Below are 21277 nucleotides of genomic sequence, written 5' to 3'. Positions count from 1 at the left end.
TGTCACCGCAGCAGGGCCTGCAGTTCGAGCACGCGTGCGTGGAAACCCTCGATCGCGGCGGCGAGCAGGCTGGACTCATGCCGGCAGTCGGGCTGCAGCGCGCCGCCGACCAGGCAGCCTTCTTCCAGCTGTCGCAGCGACAGGCAGCCGTTGGCGAAATGTGCGGCCGGCGACGACAACGCGGCGAGCAGCTCGTCGGCGCGGTTGCTGAAGCGGTCGCTCGGCGAGGTCTCCAGCCTTCCCCACAGGTAGACCATGTCGTCGACCGGATCGAGAAGCAGCTCGCCCACGTCGGCAAAGCCCATCACCACGGACGAATGGGTGTCGAACTGGAAGCGGGACGGGTCGCAGCCCAGCTCCTGGAGGGCGGCATTGAGGGTATCTAGCAGGGAGGTCATATGCTTCTCATCACATCAAGGGTGACCGTGTCGGAGATCTCGGCAAACGAGAGCACCGGGGTCGCGGGGAGGCGGTTTTCGATGAAGCGCTTGACGAACCGGCGGATGTCCGGCGCCACCATCAGCACCACATCGGGGCGATGTGCGCTCACTTCGCCCACGTGCAGGGCGAAACGGTCCATCAGCTCGCCGGATTCGGCCGGCTCGAGGTTGAGGTAGGCCGCGCCCTGGCTCTGGCGGATGCCGGCGCGGATCCTGTCCTCGACCTGGCTGGAAACCAGGATCGCGGGGATGCGCCCGTCGCGGGCGAAGCGCGCGGAGATGTAGCGCGACAGCGCGCCACGGACGTGCTCCACCAGCAGGATCACGTCCTTTTCGCGCTGGCCCCATTGCGCCAGGGTTTCCAGCACGACTTTCATGTTGCGGATCGACACGTCTTCGCGCAGCAGGCGCTGCAGCACTTCGGCCACGCGTTGGATCGGCATGTGCCGGTAGGTTTCCTTGACCAGTTCGGGGAAACGCTTTTCCAGCGCGTCCAGCACGTGCTTGGCCTCCTGGATGCCGAACAGCTCGCCCACGTTGCGCAGCACCGCGCCATGCACCAGCCGGCGCAGCTCTTCGTAATCGCTGGACACGTCGCAGCCCAGCGCGCGCACGTCGTCCTGCGCTTCGGTCAGCACCCAGCGCGCGCTGCCACCGTCGTGCGGCACCACCAGGCCCATGTCCAGCGCTTCCAGTTCGTCCTGGCGCCCCCAGACCCGTACATGCCCCCCCACCACGTGCGCACTGGCGGCCGGGATCTCGTTGATCAGCACCGTTACTTCGTGCTCCCGCGCCGGCGCGTGGCCGCGCAGCACCAGCGGTGCCAGCTGCATTCCGGTGTTGATGAAGGCATCGTGGCGCAGCTGCTCTTCCCACTGCCCGGCCACGCCTGCCTCATGCAGCGGCGGCGGCATCAGCAGGATCAGCGGCAGCGTTTCGCTGGTCAGCCGGGCCGGGCCGTTGTCGCCCTGGGCGCCGGCCGCGGCAGCCGTGCCCTGCCCTGCGCCAGGCACTGCGGACGCGCCCTCGGCCGTCCCGGCACGACGCATCCGCCAGAACAGCATGGCCGCCAGGCCCACCGCCAGGCCGGCGAACACCGGCAGCGGGAAGCCCGGCAGGAAACCCAGCAGCAGCACCAGCGCCGCACCTGTGCCCAGCACCAGGTTGCTGTTGAACAGTTCGCCCAGGATGTTCGCGCCCAGGTTGTTGCTCTCGCCACTGACCCGGGTCACGATGAAGCCGGCGCTGATGCAGATCAGCAGCGCGGGGATCTGTGCGACCAGGCCGTCGCCGATGGTCAGCAGGGTGAAGGTGTTGAGCGCCTGCGAGAACGCCATGCCATGCTGCAGCATGCCCACGGCGATGCCGCCGAACAGGTTGACGAACACGATCACGATGCCGGCGATGGCGTCGCCCTTCACGAACTTCATGGCACCGTCGTAGGAACCGTACAGCTGGCTTTCGCGCTCCACGTCGCGGCGGCGCCGCTGCGCTTCCTCGGACGTGATCGCTTCGGCGCGCAGGTCGGCGTCGATGCTCATCTGCTTGCCGGGCATGCCGTCCAGTGAGAATCGCGCCACCACTTCACCAATACGCTCGGAGCCCTTGGTGATGACGATGAACTGGACCAGGGTGATGATGGCGAAGATCACCGCGCCGACCACCAGGTTGTCGCCGACCACGAAATCGCCGAATGCGCTGATGATGTGGCCGGCGTCGGCGTCGAGCAGGATCAGCCGGCTGGTGCTGACCGACAGCGCCAGCCGCATCAGCGTGGTGAACAGCAGCACCGACGGGAACGTGGAGAAATTGAGGATGCGTTCGACGTAGAACGAGCTGAGGAAGATGACGATGGCCACCGCCATGTTCAGGCCGATCAGCAGGTCGACCAGGAAGGTCGGCAGCGGAATGATCAGCATGGCCACGATCACGGCCATCAGCACCACCAGCGCCAGTTCCGGTCGCATCACGCCGCGCACGCGTGCGCCGAGGCCGGCCATCGCGGTGGGGGTCGTGCTGCTCATACGGTCATTCCTCCGGCATGGCCGGAGAGCCGGCGTTCGCGTTTCATGCTTTCCACCACCAGTTCCTCCAGCGCGTCCGCGGTACGTTCGCGTGCGTGTTCATCGCTCCATACCGCGTCCGGCAGCCCACCCAGCGCACGCCGCAGCGCCTGCACCAGGCGCGCGCGTTCCGGCGCCGACAGCGCCACCCGCACCTCGGCCAGCGGTCCGGCGAACAGGCCCGCCCAGTCCTGCAGGCCGCGCACGACGTCGAGCAGGCCGCCGACCATCGCCTCGGCGGTGGTGGACAGCCGCGCCAGCAGCCGGTCGCGGGTGGCCTCCTGGACCAGCAGCTGGTCGGTCGAGCGCAGCACGGCCAGGTTGCGCACCTGTCGCAGCAGCCGCCCGAATTCGAGGTGCGAGGCGCTGGGGTCGAGCGAGTACATGTCCGCGCCCAGCGCCTGTTCCATGAAATCCACCACCTGTGCGCGGCGTTCGAAGCCGAACGTGGCGATCCAGCCGGCGTATTCGCCCACGCAGTCATGGTGGTTGCCGATGAAATCCCGATAGCTCTGGCGCAGCGCGCGCGCCGAGAAGCGGCTGCCGCGTGCGGCGAGCCGCGCCTTGACTGCGACGTTCACCCCGCCGCGCATCGCGGCTGCCGTGCCCTGTCCGGCCTGTTCGGCGAGCAGCTGTTCGAGCGAGGCGCGCAGCAGTTCGCGCAGTTCCTCCAGTTCGTCGTCGGCCAGCAACGCCCGCAGTACCGCCAGCATGTCGCTGGGATCGGGGAAGAACTGCTTCAGCAGGGCCAGCAGCTGCACCGGGCTGCGCAGCCCGTCGAGCAGCGCGCGCAGGTCGGTGATCTTGCTGTGCACCTCGTCGTCGAGGACGTGGTCGATCCACGCCTGGGCTTCGCCGGTGCCGCCACTGCGCTGTCCGTCACGACGTCGCTGCAGCGATGCGATCAACGCGGAGAGGTCGTCCTGCATCGACAGTGCGGTGTGCAGTGCGTTCTTCTGCGACGACCTGCCCGAGGTCGCCAGCGCATCCCTGGCAGAGTCGTCGCGGTCGCCATTGCTGTTCACCTGGCGCTGGGTCAGCGGCAGTGGCGCGACCAGCGGTCGGTTAATGGCCGGCAGCGTCGCCATCCGCGACCTCCCCGGCAGACAGCTGCGGATGCAGGCCACGGAGTGCATCGCGTACCGATTCGCCCACGCCCGGCCCATAGACCTCCGGCATGTAGGGGCCCTCGACGGGGTCGCTGCCGGCGAGCAGCCGCGGCTGGATCAGGAACACGCGCACCAGGCTTTCGGACGTGGTGCTGTCCTGCCCGAACAGCTTGCCCACGCCGGGGATGCGGCGCAGGCCGGGAATGCCGCTGTAGCCCTGCTCGGACTGGCTGCGGGTGTAGCCGCCCACCAGCAGGCTGAGCTGCTGCGGCACGCGCGCGACGGTGTCGATCAGGGTGCGGTTGACCACCGGCAGCGAGGCTACCGAGCGCGTCCCATCGGCCGCGCCATCTTCGATCTTCAGCTGTATTTCCACTTCATTGCCGCTGGAAATACGCGGGTGCACGCTGACCAGGGTGCCGTAGGTGACCTGTTCCAGCGACACCGCGCGGTCGCCGACGAGCTGCGCGTAGAAGGTCTGGTTGCTGTCGAAGTAGGCCGGGATGTTTTCCTGGGTCAGCAGCACCGGGCGCGAGACGATGTGCGCGTCGCCCTTGCTGGCCATGGCCTGCACGGAGGCGAGGAAGCGGCTGCCGTCGAGCGTGCTGACCGACGGCGACTGGTTGATGCCGATGGCCAGCCGGTTGCCGATGTTGATGCCGCCGCTCCAGTTCACGCCGAGTCGGTCGAGTTCGGTCTTCTTGATGTCGATGATCCACAACGACAGTTCGATCTGCTTGCGCGGCACGTCCAGCTCACCCACCAGGCGCTTGACCTGTTCGATCTGGGCAAGCGTGCCGCGCACGATCAGGCTGTTGGTTTCCGCGTAGGCCATCACCACCGCCGGGGTCGGGCCGCTGGGCACGGACGTGGCCACCTGCGTTGCCTGTGGCGCGGTTGCCGCGGCTGGCAGCAGTTCTTCGGTAACGGTGGCCGCGCCCACCGGCAGCGCGGGCTGCTTCACCACGGCGCCGAAGTCGCCCAGCTTCAACACGCCGGCCAGCACGTCGGCCACGCCCGGCAGCGCCTGCTCCTGGCCGCGCAGGCCGTAGCGGCGGCCGTGCACGAAGCTGTGCTCCAGCTTGATCACTTCCACGTGGTGGGGGCTGGCGTCGGCACCCTCGTACAGGTCGTCGAGGTAACGCGCGGCATTGAGCACGATGTCCACGTAGACCGGGGGACCGGCCACATAGAAGGTGCCGTCGGCACCCCCGCCGCGCACCGGATAGCGCGCGTCGGCCAGCCGCGCCTTGCGCAGGAAGTCCGAAAGGGTGGCCACCGAGGTCGAGCGCAGCCGTCCCAGCGCATTCTTCTGTTCGCTGGCGTCGTAGACGTAGATGGAGGTGCCGTCGCTGTACCAGACCAGGCCCAGCTCGGCGGTGACCTTGGCAAGGACGTCGAATGGTCGGGCCAGGTCGAAACTGCCAGTGACCTTCTTCTTCTGCGCCTTGGGGCTGATCACCAGCGCCTGGCGCGCGCGCACGCCGATGGCATTGAGAAGGTGGTCGGCACTGTCGGCACGCGAGACGAAGCCGGATGCGTGCGGCAGGTCGGCGCGATCGGTGATGGCGGTGCCTTCCAGTGGGGTCTGGGCGGCGGCGGAAAGGGTGAACGACAGCAGGAGCAGGTACAACGGCACGGAACGCATGGATTACTCGTTGGGGGTCGAGACCGCCCGGTAGACGGAGAGAGGCGAACAACCGATCAGGGATTTCACGTCTGTGCAGAAATGCGACAGCGACGCGTAGCCGTGATCGGCTGCCAGGTAGGTGAACGAGCGCGCGCGCCCGGGGTAGGCCAGCAGCGCCCGCGCGGCGCGCTGGATGCGCAGCTCGCGTTTGAGCGGGCGGCCCAGCACCTGGCGGCAGCGCCGATGGAACTGGGCCGAGGAAAGGCCATAACGCAGCGCCAGCGCGGCCACGGTGTTTTCGCCGCCCTCCTCGAGCAGGAAGCGCATCAGGCCGTAGCTTTCGCTGCGGGCCAGGTGGCGCAGCAGCTGCGCCGGCGGACTGTCTTCGACCTGCGCGGCACCGCGCGCCAGCTGCCCGATCAGCCAGGCCGCCGCCACGTCCGGTTCCTCCAGCGCCGCAGGCACCGCCCAGCACAGCGGCCCCGGCTCACCGGCCGGACGCTGCACATCGCAGGCGTGGTCGTAATGGGCGAGCGCCCGGGCCATGCCGCTGCCCGCGACCGCGACCGCGTCCTGGCCGGTGCCGCGCGGCAGCGGCAGCCCGGCAAGCAGCAGACGGTCACCCGGCAGCAGGCGCACCGCCTGCCCGCCCACGGTGAGGTCGGCCGGGTCCTGCGCTGCGTTGACGATCACGTGCATCCGACCACTCCCGTTCATGCATACATCGACGCAGTGCAGTGCCTGCGCTGGCTCGACAAGGGCTGCATGGTGAAGACGGGGGTGGGGGGAGCGCTCTACAACAAATTAGAAAGCCGGCGCAACTTGGGGTATTTGTATGGGTCCCGCTCAGACAGCCGCGCCTTGGCGCCACCAGGAATCGATCCCATGACACCGTTGCTCGGCATCCACCACGTTGCTGTGATCTGTGCCGATTACGACCGCTCCCGCGATTTCTACGTCCGCGTGCTGGGACTGGCGGTCAAGGCCGAACATCACCGCGCCGCACGCGACTCCTGGAAACTGGACCTGGCCCTGCCCGACGGCGGACAGCTCGAGCTGTTCTCGTTTCCGGCGCCGCCGCCCCGTCCGAGCCGGCCCGAGGCGCAGGGACTGCGCCACCTGGCGTTCCGGGTGGCACGGCTGGAGCCGATGATCGAGCGCCTGGCCGCGGCCGGGGTGGCCTGCGAGCCGATCCGCACCGACGAGTACACCGGGCAGCGCTTCACCTTCTTCGCCGACCCCGACGGGCTGCCGCTGGAGCTGTACGAAGCGGGCTGAATGGGTTGCCGGCTGCCGCATCGCAGCGTTCCGTACCCGGGCGAATGGGTATACAGTCCAGCTGTCCCGGCCCGGCGCCGGCATCCACGTACATCCCTGGGAGGGGAAACATGCGCAAGACCCTGAAGACCCTGCTGCTGGCGCTGCCGCTGATGATGACCGCCCTGTCCGCTTCGGCCGCCGACGGCGCGGTGGGCCGCTGGAAGACCATCGACGACAAGACCGGCAAGGTGAAGTCGATCGTCGAGATCACCCAGGCCACCAATGGCACGCTGAGCGGCAAGGTGGTGGAAGTGCTGCATTCGGACAAGGGCCCGAACCCGGTCTGCGACGACTGCAGCGGCGCCAACAAGGGCAAGCCGGTGAAAGGCATGACCATCCTGTGGAACCTGAAGCAGGACAAGGGCAGCACCACCAACTGGTCCGGCGGTACCGTGCTGGATCCGGCCAACGGCAAGACCTACAAGTCCAAGCTGGAGCTGCAGCCGGGCGGCAAGAAGCTGGACATGTCCGGCTGCGTGGCGTTCATCTGCCGCGCCCAGACCTGGGTCCGCGAGTAAGCGCGAAGCGTGGGGGGAGCATGCGATAATCCCGCGTTCCCCCCGCACCCGTGCAGCTCATGACCCGCACCGCTCTCGTCACCACCGCCCTGCCCTACGCCAACGGCCCGCTGCACCTGGGCCATCTGGTCGGCTACATCCAGGCTGACATCTGGGTGCGCGCGCGGCGAATGAGCGGTGGCAGGACCTGGTTCGTGTGCGCCGATGACACCCACGGCACCCCGATCATGCTGGCGGCGGAAAAAGCCGGCGTGACCCCGGAAACGTTCATCGCCAACATCCAGGCCAGCCACGAGCGCGACTTCGCCGCCTTCGGGGTTGCGTTCGACCATTACGATTCGACCAACTCGGCCGGCAACAAGGCCCTGACCGAAGCGTTCTACCTCAAGCTCGAGGCGGAAGGCCACATCACGCGCCGCTCGGTGGCCCAGTTCTATGACCCGGCCAAGGGCATGTTCCTGCCCGACCGCTACATCAAGGGCATCTGCCCGAACTGCGCCACCCCGGACCAGTACGGCGACAACTGCGAAGTGTGTGGCGCCACCTACGCCCCCACCGACCTGAAGGACCCGCGCTCGGTCATCTCCGGCGCCACGCCGGAAATCCGCGATTCGGAACACTTCTTCTTCGAAGTGGGCCGTTTCGAAAGCTTCCTGCGCGAATGGCTGGCCGGCGATGTCGCCCTGCCCGGAGTGAAGGCCAAGCTCGGCGAGTGGCTCAATGCCGACGGTGGCCTGCGCGCCTGGGATATTTCCCGCGATGCGCCCTACTTCGGCTTCCAGATTCCCGGCCACCCGGGCAAGTACTTCTATGTGTGGCTGGATGCGCCGATCGGCTACCTCTCCAGCTTCCAGGCGCTGTGCGCGAAGAACGGTGAGGATTTCGACGCGCACCTGCGCGCCGGTACCAGCACCGAGCTGCACCACTTCATCGGCAAGGACATCGTCAACTTCCACGGCCTGTTCTGGCCGGCGGTGCTGCACGGCACCGGCCACCGCGCGCCGACCCGCCTGCACGTCAACGGCTACCTGACCGTCGACGGCGCCAAGATGTCGAAGTCGCGCGGCACTTTCGTCATGGCCCGCACCTACCTGGACGCCGGGCTGGAACCGGAAGCGCTGCGCTATTACTTCGCGGCCAAGTCCTCCGGCGGCGTCGACGACCTGGACCTGAACCTGGGCGACTTCATCGCCCGCGTCAACGCCGACCTGGTCGGCAAGTTCGTCAACCTTGCCAGTCGCTGTGCAGGCTTCATCAGCAAGCGCTTCGACGGCCGCCTGGCCGATGCGCTGCCGGATGCGGCGCAGTACGACCGCTTCGTGGCGGCGCTGGCGCCGGTGCGCGAGGCGTACGAGCGCAATGATCCGGCCGCCGCACTGCGCCTGACCATGGCGCTGGCCGACGAAGCCAACCGCTACATCGACGAGCAGAAGCCGTGGGTGATCGCCAAGCAGGAAGGCGCCGACGCGCAGCTGCAGTCGGTGTGTACCCAGGGCCTGAACCTGTTCCGGGTGCTGGTCACCGCGCTCAAGCCGGTGCTGCCGGCCACCGCCGCGCAGGCCGAAGCATTCCTGGCCGCGCCGGTGCAGCGCTGGACCGACATCGCCTCGCCGCTGCTGGCCCACACCATCGCCGTGTACAGCCCGCTGTTCACCCGTATCGACCCGAAAATGATTGACGCCATGACCGACGCTTCCAAGGACACCCTCGCCGCCCCCGCACCCGCGACCCCGGCCAAGCCCATCAAGCCGGCGGCGCCTGCTGCCGCGCCGGCCGCCGCCCCCGCTGCGACCACGGAAGGCCCGACGTATATCGGCATCGATGATTTCGCCAAGCTGGACCTGCGCATCGGCAAGGTACTGGCCTGCGAATTCGTCGAGGGCTCGGACAAGCTGCTGCGCTTCGAGCTGGATGCCGGCGACCTGGGCACGCGCCAGATCTTCTCCGGTATCCGTGCCAGCTATGGCGAGCCGGACACGCTGGTGGGCCGCAACGTGGTGTTCATCGCCAACCTGGCGCCGCGCAAGATGCGCTTCGGCCTGAGCGAGGGCATGATCCTGTCGGCCGGTTTCGACGGCGGCGCGCTGGCGCTGCTGGACGCCGACAGCAGCGCGCAGCCGGGCATGCCGGTTCGTTGATATCGGCCTGCCGGGAGGGTGTCGATGGAACTGGCCCTGATCGACTTCGACCACACCATCACCACCTGCGATACGTATGGGCGCTTCCTGCGCCGGGTGGCCACGCCCGAGCAGCTGGCGCAGGCGTGGTGGAAGGTCGGCCCGTGGTTGCTGGCCTATCGCCTGAAGCTGATCTCCGCCGCGCGCATCCGGGCGCGGGTGACCCGGCTGACCTTCCGCGACCGCCATGCGGATGATATCGCCGCGCAGGCGGCCGGCTTTTCCCGCGAGGTCCTGCCGGAGGTAGTCCGCCCGCAGATGCTGGAACAGATACGCTGGCACCTGCAGCAGCGGCATACGGTGGTGGTGGTCTCCGGCTCGCTGGACCTGTACCTGCGCCCGTGGTGCGACGCGTTGGGGCTGGAGCTGATCTGCAACCGGCTGGAAAGCCGCGATGGGCGCCTGACCGGGCGCTACGCCGACGGCGACTGCGCCCCGCACAAGGCGGCACGCATCCACGCACGCTACGACCTGTCGCGCTACGTGCGCGTCCATGCCTACGGCGACAGCCGCGAGGACCGCTCGATGCTCGCCCTCGCCCAGGAGCGCTGGTATCGGGGCAAACCCCAGAAATGAAACCACCGCGCAGCCGACGCCACGCATGAACGACACGCCACTTTCCCTGGTTGAACGCCTCGACCGGCTGCTGCCGCAGACCCAGTGCGGGCAATGCGGCTACGACGGATGCCGGCCGTATGCCGAGGCGATGGCGCGTGGCGAGGCGGGCGTGGAGCGGTGCCCGCCCGGCGGCGATGCCGGCGCGCGGGCGTTGGCGAACGTGCTGGGCGTGCCTGCGACGCCGTTCGACCGCAGCCGTGGCGAGCACAAGCCGGCGCAGGTGGCGTTCGTGATCGAGGCCGACTGCATCGGCTGCACCAAGTGCATCCAGGCCTGTCCCGTGGATGCCATCGTGGGCGGCGCCAAGTACATGCACACCGTCATTGCCGATCTGTGCACCGGCTGCGAACTGTGCATTCCACCGTGCCCGGTGGATTGCATCGACCTGGTTCGGGCGCCCTGAGCTGTACAGCCACGCAGGGCGTGGCTCTACGCGGTGGCGTCGGCGTTTACGGCAACGCTGCGGTGATGACGATCTCGACCTTCCATGCGGGGTCGGCCAGCTTGGCTTCCACGGTTGCGCGGGCCGGGGTCATGCCCGCCACCACCCATTCGTCCCAGGCTGCGTTCATGCCGGCGAAGTCGCCGATGTCGGCCAGGTAGACCTCGGCGCGCAGCACGTGCTGCTTGTCGCTGGCCACCAGTGCCAGCAGCCTGTCGATCTCTGCCAGCACCTGCCGGGTCTGCCCGGTGATGTCTTCGCTGGTGTCTTCGGGGATCTGCCCGGACAGGTAGGCGACCTTGTTGTGCACGGTCATCTCGGACATGCGCGGACCAACGTCATAGCGTTCGAACATGGTGAGGTCTCCTCTGTGATGGTGGGCCCATTGTCACCGATGCGACCCAAAACCGCTCGACCAGGGACCGTAGTGACACGCCACGCGTGTCAACGCCATGCCCGGCTTGGCAACGGCAGCGCGGAAGCGCACGATTCGGCGGCAGGCACGATGGCGTGCCCGGAGCCCGCTGTCCCGATGACCGAACCCGTCACTGCCCCCTCTTCCCACCATGGCTGGCGCCGCGCAGCGACCGTGGTGTTCAGCCTGGGAATACTGGCGCTGGCCCTGCACGGCCTGGCCAACGAATTCGACGACCACGGTTACGGTGCCATCCGCACTGCGTTCCGCAACCTGGGCGCGGGCCAGATCGCGCTCACCGTGCTGCTCGGGCTGGCCAGCTACGCCTGCCTGATCGGCTTCGATGCGATCGGCCTGCGCCGCAGCGGACGGCGCCTGCATCCGGCACGGGTGGGCATCACCGCGTTCCTGGCGCACACGCTGGGCCAGACCCTGGGATTTGCCGCCCTGACCGGTGGCGCGGTGCGCCTGCGTGGCTACGGCAGCGCCGGCCTTGGCCTGGCCGAGATCGGCCAGGTGGTGCTGATGAGCACGCTGGGTTTCGTGTTCGGCGCGTGGCTGCTGCTGTCGCTGGCGTTCCTGCTCGAACCCGGCGCGGCTGCCCTGGCGTTGCCGGTGTCGGCGCAGGCGGTGCGCGCGATCGGCGCCGTGGGCCTTCTGGCCTATGCCGGCACCGTGCTGCTGGTGGGCCGCTCGGGCCGCACCTTCCACGTCCGCGGGCACGCGCTGTGGCTGCCGGACCGGCGCACGATGCTGGGCGTGACCGCGCTCAGCGTGCTCGAACTGGTGCTGGCCAGCGCCGCGTTCTATGTGCTGTTGCCGATGGATACGCCGACCGGCCTGCCCGGCTTCGTCGGTCTGTATCTGGTCGCCGTGCTGGCCGGGCTGGTGTCCAGCGTACCGGCCGGGCTGGGCGTGTTCGAGTGGAGCCTGCTCAAGCTGCTGCCGCAGGTGGCGCCTGCGGCGGTGCTGGCCGCGGCACTGGTATACCGGGTCACCTACTACGTGCTGCCGCTGCTGCTGGCCACGCTGCTGGCGGTGGCGCCGGCACTGCGACGCCCGCTGCGGGCAGGCGCCGGCGCCACCCGTGCCGGTTGGAGCGCGTTGCGTCCCTGGCTGCCGCAGATCATCGCGCTGGCGGTGTTCAGCGTGGGCGCCGCGCTGGTGATCGACGGCACCCTGCCGACGCCGCGCCGGCACCTGCTGCATACCTCGTTGCCGATCCTGGAAACCTCGCACCTGCTCGGCAGCCTGGCCGGCGTGGTTCTGCTGTTGATCGGCCAGGGCCTGCAGCGGCGCAGCCATGCCGCCTGGGTGCTGGCCCTGGCGATCTGCGTGATCGCCCCGCTGCCGATCTGGCTGCGCGGCGGCCAGGTGCTGATCGCATTGGCCTCGGTGCTGGTGGCCATGGCGCTGTGGGCCTCGCGCCGCGAGTTCTACCGCCAAGGGGCACTGTTGGACGAAGCCTGGTCCTGGCCGTGGATCCGCAACCTGGGGCTGGTGCTGGTGGCGGTGATCTGGCTGCTGTTCTTCGTCTACAGCCATGTCGAATACCAGAACGAGCTGTGGTGGCAGTTCGCCACCCAGGGCAATGCGCCGCGTGCGCTGCGGGCGTTGCTGGTGGTGGCGATCGCGCTGGCCATCTTCGGCCTGGCGCGCCTGCTGCACAGCACGCGCACGCCCCTGCCGGCGGCCGATGCCGGCACCCTGGACGCGCTGGCGCCGATCCTGCAGCAGGCGCACGACACCCAGGCCTGCCTGGTGCTCACCGCCGACAAGGCGGTACTGCACGACGCGGCCGGGCACGGCTTCGTGATGATGCAGCGCTACGGCGGGTCACTGATCGCGATGGGCGATCCGGTGGGCCCACCGGAGGTGGCCCGCGCACTGATCTGGCGGTTCCGCGAGGAAGCCGACCGGCTGGGCCTGCGACCGGTGTTCTACCAGGTGGGGGAAGCGTACTGGCAGACCTACCTCGACCTTGGCCTGACCCTGGTGAAACTGGGCGAGGAAGCGATGGTGCCGCTGCACGATTTCGGGCTGGAGGGCCGCGAGCGCGCCGACCTGCGCCAGGCCTGGAACCGCGGCAAGCGCGGCGGGTTGAGTTTCCGGGTGGTCGCGCGGGAGGCGGTGCCTGCATTGATCCCGGCGCTGGCCGTGGTGTCGCAGCAGTGGCTGGACGACAAGGCCGGCGACGAGAAGGGCTTCTCGCTGGGCAGTTTCGATCCGGCCTACCTGGCCCGCTTTCCGATGGCGCTGGTGGAGGCCGACGGTCGTATCGTGGCATTCGCCAACCTGTGGCAGGCCCCGGCCGGGCAGGAACTGTCGGTGGATCTGATGCGCCACGTCGATGATGCCCCCAAGGGCACCATGGATTTCCTGTTCATCGAGCTGTTCCTGTGGGGACGCGAACACGGCTTCCAGCGCTTCTCGCTGGGGATGGCACCGTTGTCCGGGCTGGCCCAGCATCGACTGGCCGGGCGCTGGAACCGGTTCGCCAATGTCGTGGCCCGGCATGGCGAGCGCTTCTACGGCTTCAGCGGCTTGCGACGCTTCAAGTCGAAGTTCGCGCCGCAGTGGCGGTCACGGTACCTGGCCGCGCCGGGCGGGATGCATCTGCCAGCGGCGCTGCTGGATGCTACGCGGCTGATCTCCATGGCGCCGCGGAAGGCAGGCGACGCCGCCGCATCGGGATGAACGCAACGCCCTGCGCCTACGCTTTCGGAATGAACGCTTCGGCGATGCGGGCGATGCTGTCGCTGCCGTGCACGGCGTGCAGGGCCTGGTCGGCCAGCGCACGCTCGTCCCATATCCACGCGAGCTTCGGATCTTCGCCCAGCTCGCGCCACACCGATGCCAGGTCCTCGGCGGAAGGCGCGGCGCCGTCGAACAGGGCCTTTGCGTACTCGAGGCTTGCCGGGCGCCAGGTAAGGTACGCCACGGCGCGCTGCGACAGCGGAATGGCGCCGACCGCATCGGGCAGGAAATAGCGGGCGCTGGCCGGCCAGTGCGGCTGCGTCGCGGGCGACGGCGTGGGCGTGTCCATCAGCTGCCGCAAGGAGGCCCCGGTGACCTGCAACGCCTGGGGGGCGCCTTTGCCACCGCCGGTCTTCGAACGCCTGTCGCTGCCCAGCGGGAACGCGTAGGTCCTGTCGGGCTGCGCGCGTTCCGCTACTTCCAGCACCGCGTTGCGCAGCTTCAGGCAGTCCGCGCCGATCGCGGTCGCGCCACCGGCCTTGGTTTCACCCACCAGCACCACGTCATCGCCATGCATCAGCAGGAAGTCGAGCTCGGCCTTGACGTGCCTGCCATCCGCCGGGCGCAGCGCGGGCGGCACGTTGGCGCTGCGGACGATACGGAAACCGTCGGCCTCGCCCGCGCCAGCAGCCTTGTTCATCGCATTGCACAGCACGGTCAGCGCAGCGCCGACCCGGTCCTCGACCGCACGCCCACGCGCGGCGCCGCCGGACGATGCACCCTGCGGCTTCGGCAGCGCCAGCAACGAGATCACGTCCTTGTCCTGCTCCAGGCGTTGTTTCTTTATCAGCAGCGCCCGGTGCGGTTCGAAGCGATCGGCGAGCGCGGGGTCCAAGGCGCGGGCGCTGGACTGGACGCTGTTCCAGTCACCGTGGCCAGCCCGGGCCTTGTCCACGGCTGCGGCCAGCGCCTTCAGCTGCGCCTTTCGCGCCGGATCCGTTTCGCGTTTGATCAGTTCCGGATGCGCTACATCGCCGAGACGCTTCGCCTCACGCAGAGCGACAACGTAGCCCGGGTCGTCGATCAGCAGCCGGTACGCCTTCACTGCGCTGGAGTCATGTTCCATGATCGCCTTGCGCAGCTCGACGTCATCGTCCTTGACCCGCTGCTCGAGGACCGTCTTCAGACCATCGCAGAACAGCGCGCACGTGGATGCTTCCCGGTTGCCGGAACGCCAGAGCGACATGGCGTCCGCCATCTTCTGCGCGGCGGACGTGGGCGACGCCTGCGCCGTACCGCTGTCACTGGCCAGCAGGGAGTACAGCTTCGCTTCGGTGGGGTCGTTGCGGATCATGGACAGTGCCAGACCGGGTGTGGGCGCAGAAGGCTTCGTTGCATTTGACACCTGCGACACCGGCCCAGCGGCGGAAACACGAAGCATGCGACACCCCAGGAACCTTGATCGATTCCCAGCATCGGCTGCGCGGCCGCCGGTCGCTTCCAGGATTCCATCAAGGGGGTGGCAGATGCGCCAGCAGGGTCTTCGCCAGGCGGTCGTAGTCGCCCTTGAAGTGGTGGTCGCCCGGCAGTGCGACCACCGTCGCCTGTCCCGGGGCCAGTTCGGGGCACAAGGCGTCCTGGTCCTGTTCGCCATACAGGCACAGCGTGCGCCCTGCCGGCAGGCGGGCGATGTCCGGTGCGATAGGCCGTCCACCGGCGTCGCCGCCGAGCCAGTTGCTGACGTGGAATTCGTAGTCGGCCTTGCGTCCGACCGACATCAGCCCGATCAGCGCGATCGATTCGCGCGTGCCCTGATCGAGCTGGTCGATCGCCGCAGGCAGCACGTCCGCGCCCTGTGAGAAACCGATCAGCAGCAGCCGTTTACGCTGCCATTGCGCGCCGTAATGGCGTGCGATCCGTTCCAGGTCGCGGGCGAAGCCCTCGGGGGTGCGCGCGGTCCAGAAGTAGCGCAGCGAATCCACGCCGACCACCGACACGCCCGCGTCGCTGAGCGCCGCGGCCACATCCTTGTCCAGCCCGGCCCAGCCACCGTCGCCGGAAACGAAGATGGCCAGCGTGTCGCCGGGCGCCCGGGAGGGAATCTCCACCACCGGCAGACCCTTGAGATCGTCCGGCGGCGGCGCCAGGCTCACCCCCTTGCGCGCGCCCATTACCGCCACCGCGGCCTGCAGGCCGGGCAGATCGGAGCCGGTGGCGGTGCGCTGGAATTCACGCCCCATCGCCACCTTGCGGACGAACGCGGCGGCGGTGCCCGCGGCGCACTGGCGGTCGCCCGCGGCATTCAACCAGGGAAAGTCCAGCTCGGTGGGCTGCAGCCGGCCATGGCTGACACCGGCACCGCACACCGCGCGCTCGTGGGCCTGGTCCGGGCAGAACCCACTGGTGACCAGGCCGGCGAAGATCCCGGTATCGGCCTGGGCCGCGACCGCGTAGGCCAGCTCGGCGCCGGCCCCGTCGCCGCCGATCAACGGCAGGTGGTATCCCGGCACATGCAGGTACGCCTGCACCCAACGCGAGAAATTTTCGACATCGCCGGCGCCGAAGGCGCAACTGCCAGCGCCGTCGGCCGCCAGGCCCCTGCGCAGCGTCGCCACGTCCACCTGCGCCACCAGGGCGCCCTGCGCACGCAGGGCCTCCAGACGCTGTGCGGTGGCACCGGGGTCGCGGCCGCCATCAAACCAGATCACCACCCGTTTGGGATGGCCATCGGGTGCAAGGATCGGAATGTCCTGGAACCGTCCATGGCTCACCTGCTGCGTCGCCGCCGACACGGGCGACACGCCGAGCAGCGACGCCACGCCCAACAGTACGCCAAGGCCCCTGCCCACACTGCTTCGCCGCATCGTCACGCACCCCGTGGAAGTCGTTCAACGATACGCCTCTCCACCGCCAAGGGCATGTACACAGGCTGGCAGCTGCGCTCAGCGCGCGGGGTCGGCCGGCGCGGCAGCGCGTCGCGCCTGGCGCCACGACTGCAGCGCCGCGACGGCCAGCCACAGCACCACCGCGGCAATCACCAGCTTCTGCCCGGCCCCACGCGGCGGCCCACGCCACAGCACATGCAGCCAGAGCAGCGCGAAGCACAGCCACGCCCACCACCATGCAGCGTCGGCCCAGCGCCCCCACTGCGGGTCGGCGCGCAGGTACCAGCTCTGCAGCAGCATGGCCACGCTCACGCACAGGAACGCGGAGTTGGCGGCGATGCCATGGATCAGCGGTGCCAGCAGCGGCGCCCATTCCGGCAGCCAGCTGTCGCCGATGGCCACGCCCAGCAGCCCCAGCCCCGCGGCGCAGAACAGCAGCGGTGCGGCGGCACTGCGCCGGGGCGAGCGGCTTGCGGCGTAAAGCGACCAGGCCAGCAGCATGATCGCCAGCGCCAGCACGCAATACGCGGTGCGCAACGCCAGCCCCCACGGTCCGTGCAGGTACAGGCTGAGGGTGGCCTGCACCCAGTCCAAGTCCTGGCGCGCCCACTGCGTCCACAGCGCGGTGAGTACGAATCCGGCCAGCGCCAGCAGCGCCAGTTGCGCGACATGGGCATGCAGGGGCAGGCGCACGCGCGGCGGCATCACGGCTCCGCTTCGGGATGGCGCAGCCGCCATGCCGCCAACGCGGTCCGGTAGCGCTGCAGTTCGTCACTGTAGAGGTCCAGCACGCACAACGGGCAGCCGCTGCCACAGCATTCGTTGGGACCGGGGGCTTCCGGTGCCTGCGGGCGGGGATCGGGGTCAGGGGTGGGCAAGGGAAGGGGCATGGGCGAGGCGGCAGGGAATCAGCACCGCCAGTGTAATCCACCCACCTCAGCCCCCCAGGCGACGGCGCAGGTTGTCGCGCGCGGCGGCATCCAGGCGCTGGTGGAAGAAATCGCTCAGGAAGATGCGCGGGCTGCGCAGCAGGTGGCGGAGGAAGCGCCGCCGGTTGAGCCGGAACAGGAAACCCGGCACGTGTCCGGCGTACTCCTCGGCGATGCCACGGTCGTAGGCGTCGAAGACGGCGGGCGGCGCGCCCAGGATGGCCATGTCGCAGTCCAGGAACAACGCCGCTTCCGGGTCGACGTCGCCGGCGCCCAGCGTACCGTGCCGGGCGGTCAGCAGGATCAGCTGTTCCACCCGCTGCACGTCCACCCCCGCGCCGGGCAGCCAGCGTTCGACCTGGGCCAGCGCCAGCGCGGCCGAGCGCGCCTCGTTGTCCTTGCGGCCGGCGTCGTAGATCGCGTCGTGGTAGAGCGCGGCCAGCTGCACTTCCCCCGGGTGCCGCCAGCCGGGGCCCTCGGCAACGGCCTGGCAGTGCGCCAGCACCGCGCGTACATGCGCATACCCGTGATAGGCCCGCGGCGGGACCGCGTAGGCGGCTTCGAGGTCGGCCTGCATGGCCGCCGGCAGGGAGAGCGGTGCGAAGGTCATGGCCGCATCATTGGCCGGCGCCGGGGCCGATGGCAAGCACGTCGCCGCGCGCCACAGCCCGACAAGCGGCGCGCCGATCGCCGCCACCGGGCCTAGACTCAAGCCACGAACGTCATGTCGACCCTGCACGGTGACCGCGATGAACGGCTGGAAATCCCTGCTGCTGCTGGCCCTGCTGGCACCTGCCGGCGCCCCTGCCCTGGCCGCCCCACCCGCCCCGGCCGTGGCCGGGACGCGCGTGCAGCCGGTGCCCTCTCCCGAGCAGATCCTGGCCATTCCCGCGCCGTTGCAGGCGCTGCTGCAGCAGCGGGTGATCGCGCCGGGCCATTCGCGCGAACAGCGGCTGGAACGGCTGGTGCACCTGGTGTTCGACGAAAACGGCATGCACCTGGCCTACGACCCATACGCCACCCACACCCTGGCCGAAACCTGGGAGACCCGGCGCGCCAACTGCCTGTCGTTCACGCTGATGTTCGTCACCCTGGCGCGCGCGGCGGGGATCGATGCCCGGGTGCAGGAGGTGGCGCAGGTGGTCACCTGGCACCAGGACGAAGGCGTGATCTACAACGTCGGCCACGTCAACGTGGGACTCACCCTCGGCGGGCGCACCGCAGTGGTCGACCTGGACCGCAACGTCCTGTACGACCGCTATGGGCCGCGACCGATTACCGGGCAGCGCGCGCTGGCGCACTTCTACAACAACCGCGGGGCCGCGGCGATGGCCGACGGCGACACGGCGCAGGCGCGGGTCTACCTGGACGCGGCGCTGGCCATGGCACCTTCCTTCGCCGCCGGCTGGAACAACCTGGGCGTACTCGATACCCGCAGCGGGGACCTGGGCAAGGCGCGGCAGGACTACGACACCGCGCTGCAGCTGCAACCCCGGCACGTGGCCGCGTTGACCAACGCCAGCGCGCTGTACCGACGGCTCGGCGATGCACGCCACGCCGAACGGCTGGCACGGCGCCTGCAGCAGGTACAGAAGACCGACCCGTTCGCGCAGTTCCGGATGGGCAACGACGCAGAGCAACGCCGCGACTATGCGCTGGCCATCGACTACTACCAGCGCGCGATCCGCCTGTACGGCACCGCGCACCAGTTCCATTTCGGGCTGGCGCGGGCGTACTTCCTGGCCGGCGACAGCCGCCGCGCCTCGCTGGAGATGACCCGCGCCCGCGACCTGTCCGGCGAAGGCACCGACGTGCTGCGCGCGACCTACCAGGCCAAGCTGGACAGCCTGCAGCGGTTACGGCAGCGCACCGCCGCCAATTGAGGCATGTCGACCGGCGATGGCTGCCTAGGCCTTCTTCAGGAAACAGGTCTTGAGCACCAGCCCCTTGATCTTCTCCGAGTTGCCTTCGATGTGCTCGGCGTCGTCTTCCACCAGGCGGATGTTGCGGATCACCGTGCCCTGCTTCAGCGGGATCGACGACCCCTTCACCTTGAGGTCCTTGATCACGGTCACTGTATCGCCGGCCACCAGCACGTTACCGTTGCTGTCGCGCACTACCACGGCCTGGCCACCCGAATCCCCGGCCGCCCATTCGTGGCCGCAGTCGGCGCAGATGAACAGCGCGCCGTCGGCATAGGTGTTCTCCAGGGTGCATTGCGGGCAGGCGGGTACGGCGGACATGGTGAAGCCTTGAAGGACGGAACAGCGGCCATTGTAACCGCCCGGCCCGGGCGGCCCTTGCACCGGCGGTCCGCTTGGCGCACAGTGCGCGCCCCCTGACCTTCCGGCCCGGCCCGCATGAAAATCGGCATCGACTTTGGTACCAGCAATTCCGCCGCCGCCGCCGTGGTGGAAGGCCAGGTGGTGCCGATCCGCTTCGGCGAGGCCGAACAGTTCCGCACCACGGTGTACTTCCCCGAGGTGATGCGCGACCCCAACGACTTCGAACTGACCCCGGCGCTGGAACACGAGCTGGCGCGGCTGATGGACGCAGCGGCACGCGACGCGCGCGCGGCCGGACAGGAACGCGCGCCGGACGCGCTGCGCCGCGAAGCGCTGCGGGTGGTGCGGCGGCAGTGGATGGAAGAGCAGATGCGGGCGCCGCTGAGTTCGACCCGGCTGCTGCAGAACGCGCTGTACGGCGACGACGCGCTGGAAGCCTATTTCGAGGAAAACGAAGGCAACCTTGTGCAGAGCCCGAAGTCGATGCTGGGCTACAACCTGCACCCGCGCGCGCGCCAGACCATCACCGGCATCGCCACCCACATCCTCGAGCACATCCGCCTGACCGCCTCGCGCCAGCTGGACACGCCGGTGCGCACCGCCACGCTGGGCCGCCCGGTGCAGTTCCGCAGTTCGATCGGCGCGGCCGGCAACGACCAGGCGCTGGACATCCTGCATACGGCGGCGATCGCGGCCGGCTTCGACAGCGTGGACTTCCTCGAAGAACCGGCAGCGGCGGCGATGCATTACCACGCCGAAAGCACCCGGGAACATGATGCGGTGGTGGTGGACATCGGCGGCGGTACCACCGACGTCGCGCATGCCCGGGTCGGCGGCGTGCAGGCACCGAAGATCCACCGCGCCTGGGGCATCGCGCGTGGCGGCACCGATATCGACCTGGCATTGAGCCTGGGTGCGTACATGCCGCTGTTCGGCCGCGGCAGCAGCCGGGTGCCGGCGCACCACTACGTCGAAGCGGCGATGGTGCAGGACATGACCCGCCAGCGCGATTTCCGCCAGCATGCGTATCGCGACGTGGACGCGCCGTGGGGCAAGCGCCTGCAGGCCCTGCAGGACACCGGCAACACCGCGCGCCTGTACCGCGAAGTGGAACGCTGCAAGATCGCGCTGAGCGCAGCGCAGTCGCACGACAGCGCACTGGGCTTCATCGAGCCCGGGCTGGGTGTGGCGGTGGAGCGGTCCCGGCTGGAAGCGGCGGCGGGCAGTTACCTGGCCGAGCTCACCGCGCTGCTCGAACAGGTCCGCGCCGACATCGGCCACGACCCGGCCGCGATCTTCCTCACCGGCGGCATGTCGCGTGCCGGCTACCTGCAGGCTGCCGTGGAGGCCGCGTTCCCCGGGTCGACCCTGGTGCGGGGCAATCCCTCGTTCGGGGTGGTGCATGGGCTGGCGTGGGCCGCCAGCCACTGAGCCCCGCCCCGACTGAAACCCTTGCGGGACAAGGGCCCAGGCCCGTGGAACCCGCGTATTAACAAAACGTTACGCCGAAAGCGCTATCATCTTTCGGCTTCGATGCGCAATGCGCATGTCGTACCCAGCCTCCAAGAGGCCACCACCCTTCATCGATACCCGCGTCGTCCGGATCCGTCCGCGGCGTTGGCGTCGCTCACCGCTGGGATCCGGCTCGCTCCCCGCACGCTCCATTCCCGAGCCGCCAAGAGAGATTCCGATTGGGCGAATCCGCCGAGCCTGACCCCATCGACTGCCGCCGCTGCGACGCAGTGTGCT

The 21277-nt window shown here is 69.1% G+C and carries 20 protein-coding genes; 8 read left to right on the top strand and 12 right to left on the bottom strand.

Translation table 11 applies throughout. From position 1 onward, the window contains the following. Positions 1-2: 2 nt before the first annotated feature. Genes FSZ13_RS11315 through FSZ13_RS11295 form a run of 5 tightly spaced genes read right to left on the bottom strand, consistent with a single transcriptional unit; the run spans position 3 to position 5941 of the window. Positions 3-398, bottom strand: coding sequence for a hypothetical protein (locus FSZ13_RS11315; RefSeq protein WP_145479712.1), 396 nt, complete (start codon positions 396-398; stop codon positions 3-5). Continuing rightward, the gene (locus FSZ13_RS11310; RefSeq protein ID WP_313955407.1) at positions 395-2464 is read right to left on the bottom strand and encodes an EscV/YscV/HrcV family type III secretion system export apparatus protein; all 2070 of its coding nucleotides are present in this window, start codon (positions 2462-2464) and stop codon (positions 395-397) included. The genes FSZ13_RS11315 and FSZ13_RS11310 overlap by 4 nt, the downstream gene beginning before the upstream one ends. Next, positions 2461-3591, bottom strand: a complete 1131-nt coding sequence (gene sctW, locus FSZ13_RS11305; protein WP_186308909.1) for a type III secretion system gatekeeper subunit SctW — start codon at positions 3589-3591, stop codon at positions 2461-2463. The genes FSZ13_RS11310 and sctW overlap by 4 nt, the downstream gene beginning before the upstream one ends. After that, positions 3569-5260 carry a type III secretion system outer membrane ring subunit SctC gene (gene sctC, locus FSZ13_RS11300; protein WP_145479708.1) on the bottom strand — a complete coding sequence of 564 codons (1692 nt, stop codon included), beginning with the start codon at positions 5258-5260 and terminating at the stop codon, positions 3569-3571. Before sctC ends, sctW begins: the two co-directional genes overlap by 23 nt. A 3-nt stretch (positions 5261-5263) precedes the next feature. Then, a complete protein-coding gene (locus FSZ13_RS11295) occupies positions 5264-5941 on the bottom strand; it encodes a helix-turn-helix domain-containing protein (protein WP_186308908.1) in 678 nt (225 codons plus the stop codon). A gap of 186 nt (positions 5942-6127) precedes the next feature. On the opposite strand from FSZ13_RS11295, the gene gloA2 reads away from it, so the two are divergent. From gloA2 to rnfB, 5 genes are all read left to right on the top strand, one after another. Next, a complete protein-coding gene (gloA2, locus tag FSZ13_RS11290; protein ID WP_145479704.1) occupies positions 6128-6520 on the top strand; it encodes an SMU1112c/YaeR family gloxylase I-like metalloprotein in 393 nt (130 codons plus the stop codon). 110 nt (positions 6521-6630) lie between these two features. After that, positions 6631-7080, top strand: coding sequence for a DUF2147 domain-containing protein (locus tag FSZ13_RS11285; protein WP_145479701.1), 450 nt, complete (start codon positions 6631-6633; stop codon positions 7078-7080). Positions 7081-7139: 59 nt separating this feature from the next. Next, the gene (gene metG / locus FSZ13_RS11280; protein WP_145479699.1) at positions 7140-9218 is read left to right on the top strand and encodes a methionine--tRNA ligase; all 2079 of its coding nucleotides are present in this window, start codon (positions 7140-7142) and stop codon (positions 9216-9218) included. Between the two features lie 24 nt (positions 9219-9242). Beyond that, positions 9243-9833, top strand: coding sequence for an HAD family hydrolase (locus FSZ13_RS11275; RefSeq protein WP_145479697.1), 591 nt, complete (start codon positions 9243-9245; stop codon positions 9831-9833). 25 nt (positions 9834-9858) lie between these two features. Further along, entirely contained in the window at positions 9859-10278 is a 420-nt protein-coding gene (gene rnfB, locus FSZ13_RS11270; protein ID WP_145479695.1) for an Rnf electron transport complex subunit RnfB, read from the top strand. Between the two features lie 46 nt (positions 10279-10324). On the opposite strand, the gene FSZ13_RS11265 is transcribed toward rnfB, so the two are convergent. Further along, complete coding sequence (locus tag FSZ13_RS11265; RefSeq protein ID WP_145479693.1) at positions 10325-10672, bottom strand: RidA family protein; 348 nt, start codon at positions 10670-10672, stop codon at positions 10325-10327. Between the two features lie 177 nt (positions 10673-10849). Between FSZ13_RS11265 and mprF the strand changes: the two genes are divergently transcribed. Further along, the gene (mprF, locus tag FSZ13_RS11260; protein WP_145479691.1) at positions 10850-13429 is read left to right on the top strand and encodes a bifunctional lysylphosphatidylglycerol flippase/synthetase MprF; all 2580 of its coding nucleotides are present in this window, start codon (positions 10850-10852) and stop codon (positions 13427-13429) included. 16 nt (positions 13430-13445) lie between these two features. Here mprF and FSZ13_RS11255 read toward each other — a convergent pair whose 3' ends face one another. From FSZ13_RS11255 to FSZ13_RS11235, 5 genes are all read right to left on the bottom strand, one after another. Further along, complete coding sequence (locus FSZ13_RS11255; RefSeq protein ID WP_145479689.1) at positions 13446-14783, bottom strand: hypothetical protein; 1338 nt, start codon at positions 14781-14783, stop codon at positions 13446-13448. Between the two features lie 157 nt (positions 14784-14940). Continuing rightward, the gene (locus FSZ13_RS11250; protein ID WP_145479687.1) at positions 14941-16293 is read right to left on the bottom strand and encodes a virulence factor family protein; all 1353 of its coding nucleotides are present in this window, start codon (positions 16291-16293) and stop codon (positions 14941-14943) included. Between the two features lie 78 nt (positions 16294-16371). Then, on the bottom strand, positions 16372-17019 hold the full coding sequence (locus FSZ13_RS11245; protein ID WP_145479686.1) for a DUF998 domain-containing protein: 648 nt from the start codon (positions 17017-17019) through the stop codon (positions 16372-16374). Further along, entirely contained in the window at positions 17019-17204 is a 186-nt protein-coding gene (locus FSZ13_RS11240) for an oxidoreductase-like domain-containing protein (RefSeq protein WP_145479685.1), read from the bottom strand. The genes FSZ13_RS11245 and FSZ13_RS11240 overlap by 1 nt, the downstream gene beginning before the upstream one ends. Before the next feature lie 46 nt (positions 17205-17250). Then, positions 17251-17853, bottom strand: a complete 603-nt coding sequence (locus tag FSZ13_RS11235; protein WP_145479683.1) for an HD domain-containing protein — start codon at positions 17851-17853, stop codon at positions 17251-17253. A gap of 139 nt (positions 17854-17992) precedes the next feature. Between FSZ13_RS11235 and FSZ13_RS11230 the strand changes: the two genes are divergently transcribed. Next, entirely contained in the window at positions 17993-19126 is a 1134-nt protein-coding gene (locus FSZ13_RS11230) for a transglutaminase-like domain-containing protein (RefSeq protein WP_145479681.1), read from the top strand. 24 nt (positions 19127-19150) lie between these two features. On the opposite strand, the gene FSZ13_RS11225 is transcribed toward FSZ13_RS11230, so the two are convergent. Beyond that, positions 19151-19486, bottom strand: coding sequence for a zinc ribbon domain-containing protein YjdM (locus tag FSZ13_RS11225; RefSeq protein WP_145479679.1), 336 nt, complete (start codon positions 19484-19486; stop codon positions 19151-19153). Positions 19487-19603: 117 nt separating this feature from the next. Here FSZ13_RS11225 and FSZ13_RS11220 point away from each other — a divergent pair, with 117 nt between their 5' ends. After that, positions 19604-20959 carry an Hsp70 family protein gene (locus FSZ13_RS11220; protein ID WP_145479676.1) on the top strand — a complete coding sequence of 452 codons (1356 nt, stop codon included), beginning with the start codon at positions 19604-19606 and terminating at the stop codon, positions 20957-20959. Positions 20960-21277: the final 318 nt, after the last annotated feature.

The sequence above is a fragment of the Stenotrophomonas rhizophila genome (genome assembly GCF_007667275.1).
Taxonomy (GTDB): Bacteria; Pseudomonadota; Gammaproteobacteria; order Xanthomonadales; family Xanthomonadaceae; genus Stenotrophomonas; species Stenotrophomonas maltophilia_AE.
Note: the sequence above shows the minus strand (reverse complement) of the source record. Positions and strands in the feature narration are given on the sequence as shown.

Coding starts and splice junctions, on each gene's coding strand:
- FSZ13_RS11315 (WP_145479712.1), bottom strand. CDS start 398: ATGACCTCCCTGCTAGATACCCTCAATGCCGCCCTCCAGGAGCTGGGC.
- FSZ13_RS11310 (WP_313955407.1), bottom strand. CDS start 2,464: ATGAGCAGCACGACCCCCACCGCGATGGCCGGCCTCGGCGCACGCGTG.
- sctW (WP_186308909.1), bottom strand. CDS start 3,591: ATGGCGACGCTGCCGGCCATTAACCGACCGCTGGTCGCGCCACTGCCG.
- sctC (WP_145479708.1), bottom strand. CDS start 5,260: ATGCGTTCCGTGCCGTTGTACCTGCTCCTGCTGTCGTTCACCCTTTCC.
- FSZ13_RS11295 (WP_186308908.1), bottom strand. CDS start 5,941: ATGCACGTGATCGTCAACGCAGCGCAGGACCCGGCCGACCTCACCGTG.
- gloA2 (WP_145479704.1), top strand. CDS start 6,128: ATGACACCGTTGCTCGGCATCCACCACGTTGCTGTGATCTGTGCCGAT.
- FSZ13_RS11285 (WP_145479701.1), top strand. CDS start 6,631: ATGCGCAAGACCCTGAAGACCCTGCTGCTGGCGCTGCCGCTGATGATG.
- metG (WP_145479699.1), top strand. CDS start 7,140: ATGACCCGCACCGCTCTCGTCACCACCGCCCTGCCCTACGCCAACGGC.
- FSZ13_RS11275 (WP_145479697.1), top strand. CDS start 9,243: ATGGAACTGGCCCTGATCGACTTCGACCACACCATCACCACCTGCGAT.
- rnfB (WP_145479695.1), top strand. CDS start 9,859: ATGAACGACACGCCACTTTCCCTGGTTGAACGCCTCGACCGGCTGCTG.
- FSZ13_RS11265 (WP_145479693.1), bottom strand. CDS start 10,672: ATGTTCGAACGCTATGACGTTGGTCCGCGCATGTCCGAGATGACCGTG.
- mprF (WP_145479691.1), top strand. CDS start 10,850: ATGACCGAACCCGTCACTGCCCCCTCTTCCCACCATGGCTGGCGCCGC.
- FSZ13_RS11255 (WP_145479689.1), bottom strand. CDS start 14,783: ATGATCCGCAACGACCCCACCGAAGCGAAGCTGTACTCCCTGCTGGCC.
- FSZ13_RS11250 (WP_145479687.1), bottom strand. CDS start 16,293: ATGCGGCGAAGCAGTGTGGGCAGGGGCCTTGGCGTACTGTTGGGCGTG.
- FSZ13_RS11245 (WP_145479686.1), bottom strand. CDS start 17,019: ATGCCGCCGCGCGTGCGCCTGCCCCTGCATGCCCATGTCGCGCAACTG.
- FSZ13_RS11240 (WP_145479685.1), bottom strand. CDS start 17,204: ATGCCCCTTCCCTTGCCCACCCCTGACCCCGATCCCCGCCCGCAGGCA.
- FSZ13_RS11235 (WP_145479683.1), bottom strand. CDS start 17,853: ATGACCTTCGCACCGCTCTCCCTGCCGGCGGCCATGCAGGCCGACCTC.
- FSZ13_RS11230 (WP_145479681.1), top strand. CDS start 17,993: ATGAACGGCTGGAAATCCCTGCTGCTGCTGGCCCTGCTGGCACCTGCC.
- FSZ13_RS11225 (WP_145479679.1), bottom strand. CDS start 19,486: ATGTCCGCCGTACCCGCCTGCCCGCAATGCACCCTGGAGAACACCTAT.
- FSZ13_RS11220 (WP_145479676.1), top strand. CDS start 19,604: ATGAAAATCGGCATCGACTTTGGTACCAGCAATTCCGCCGCCGCCGCC.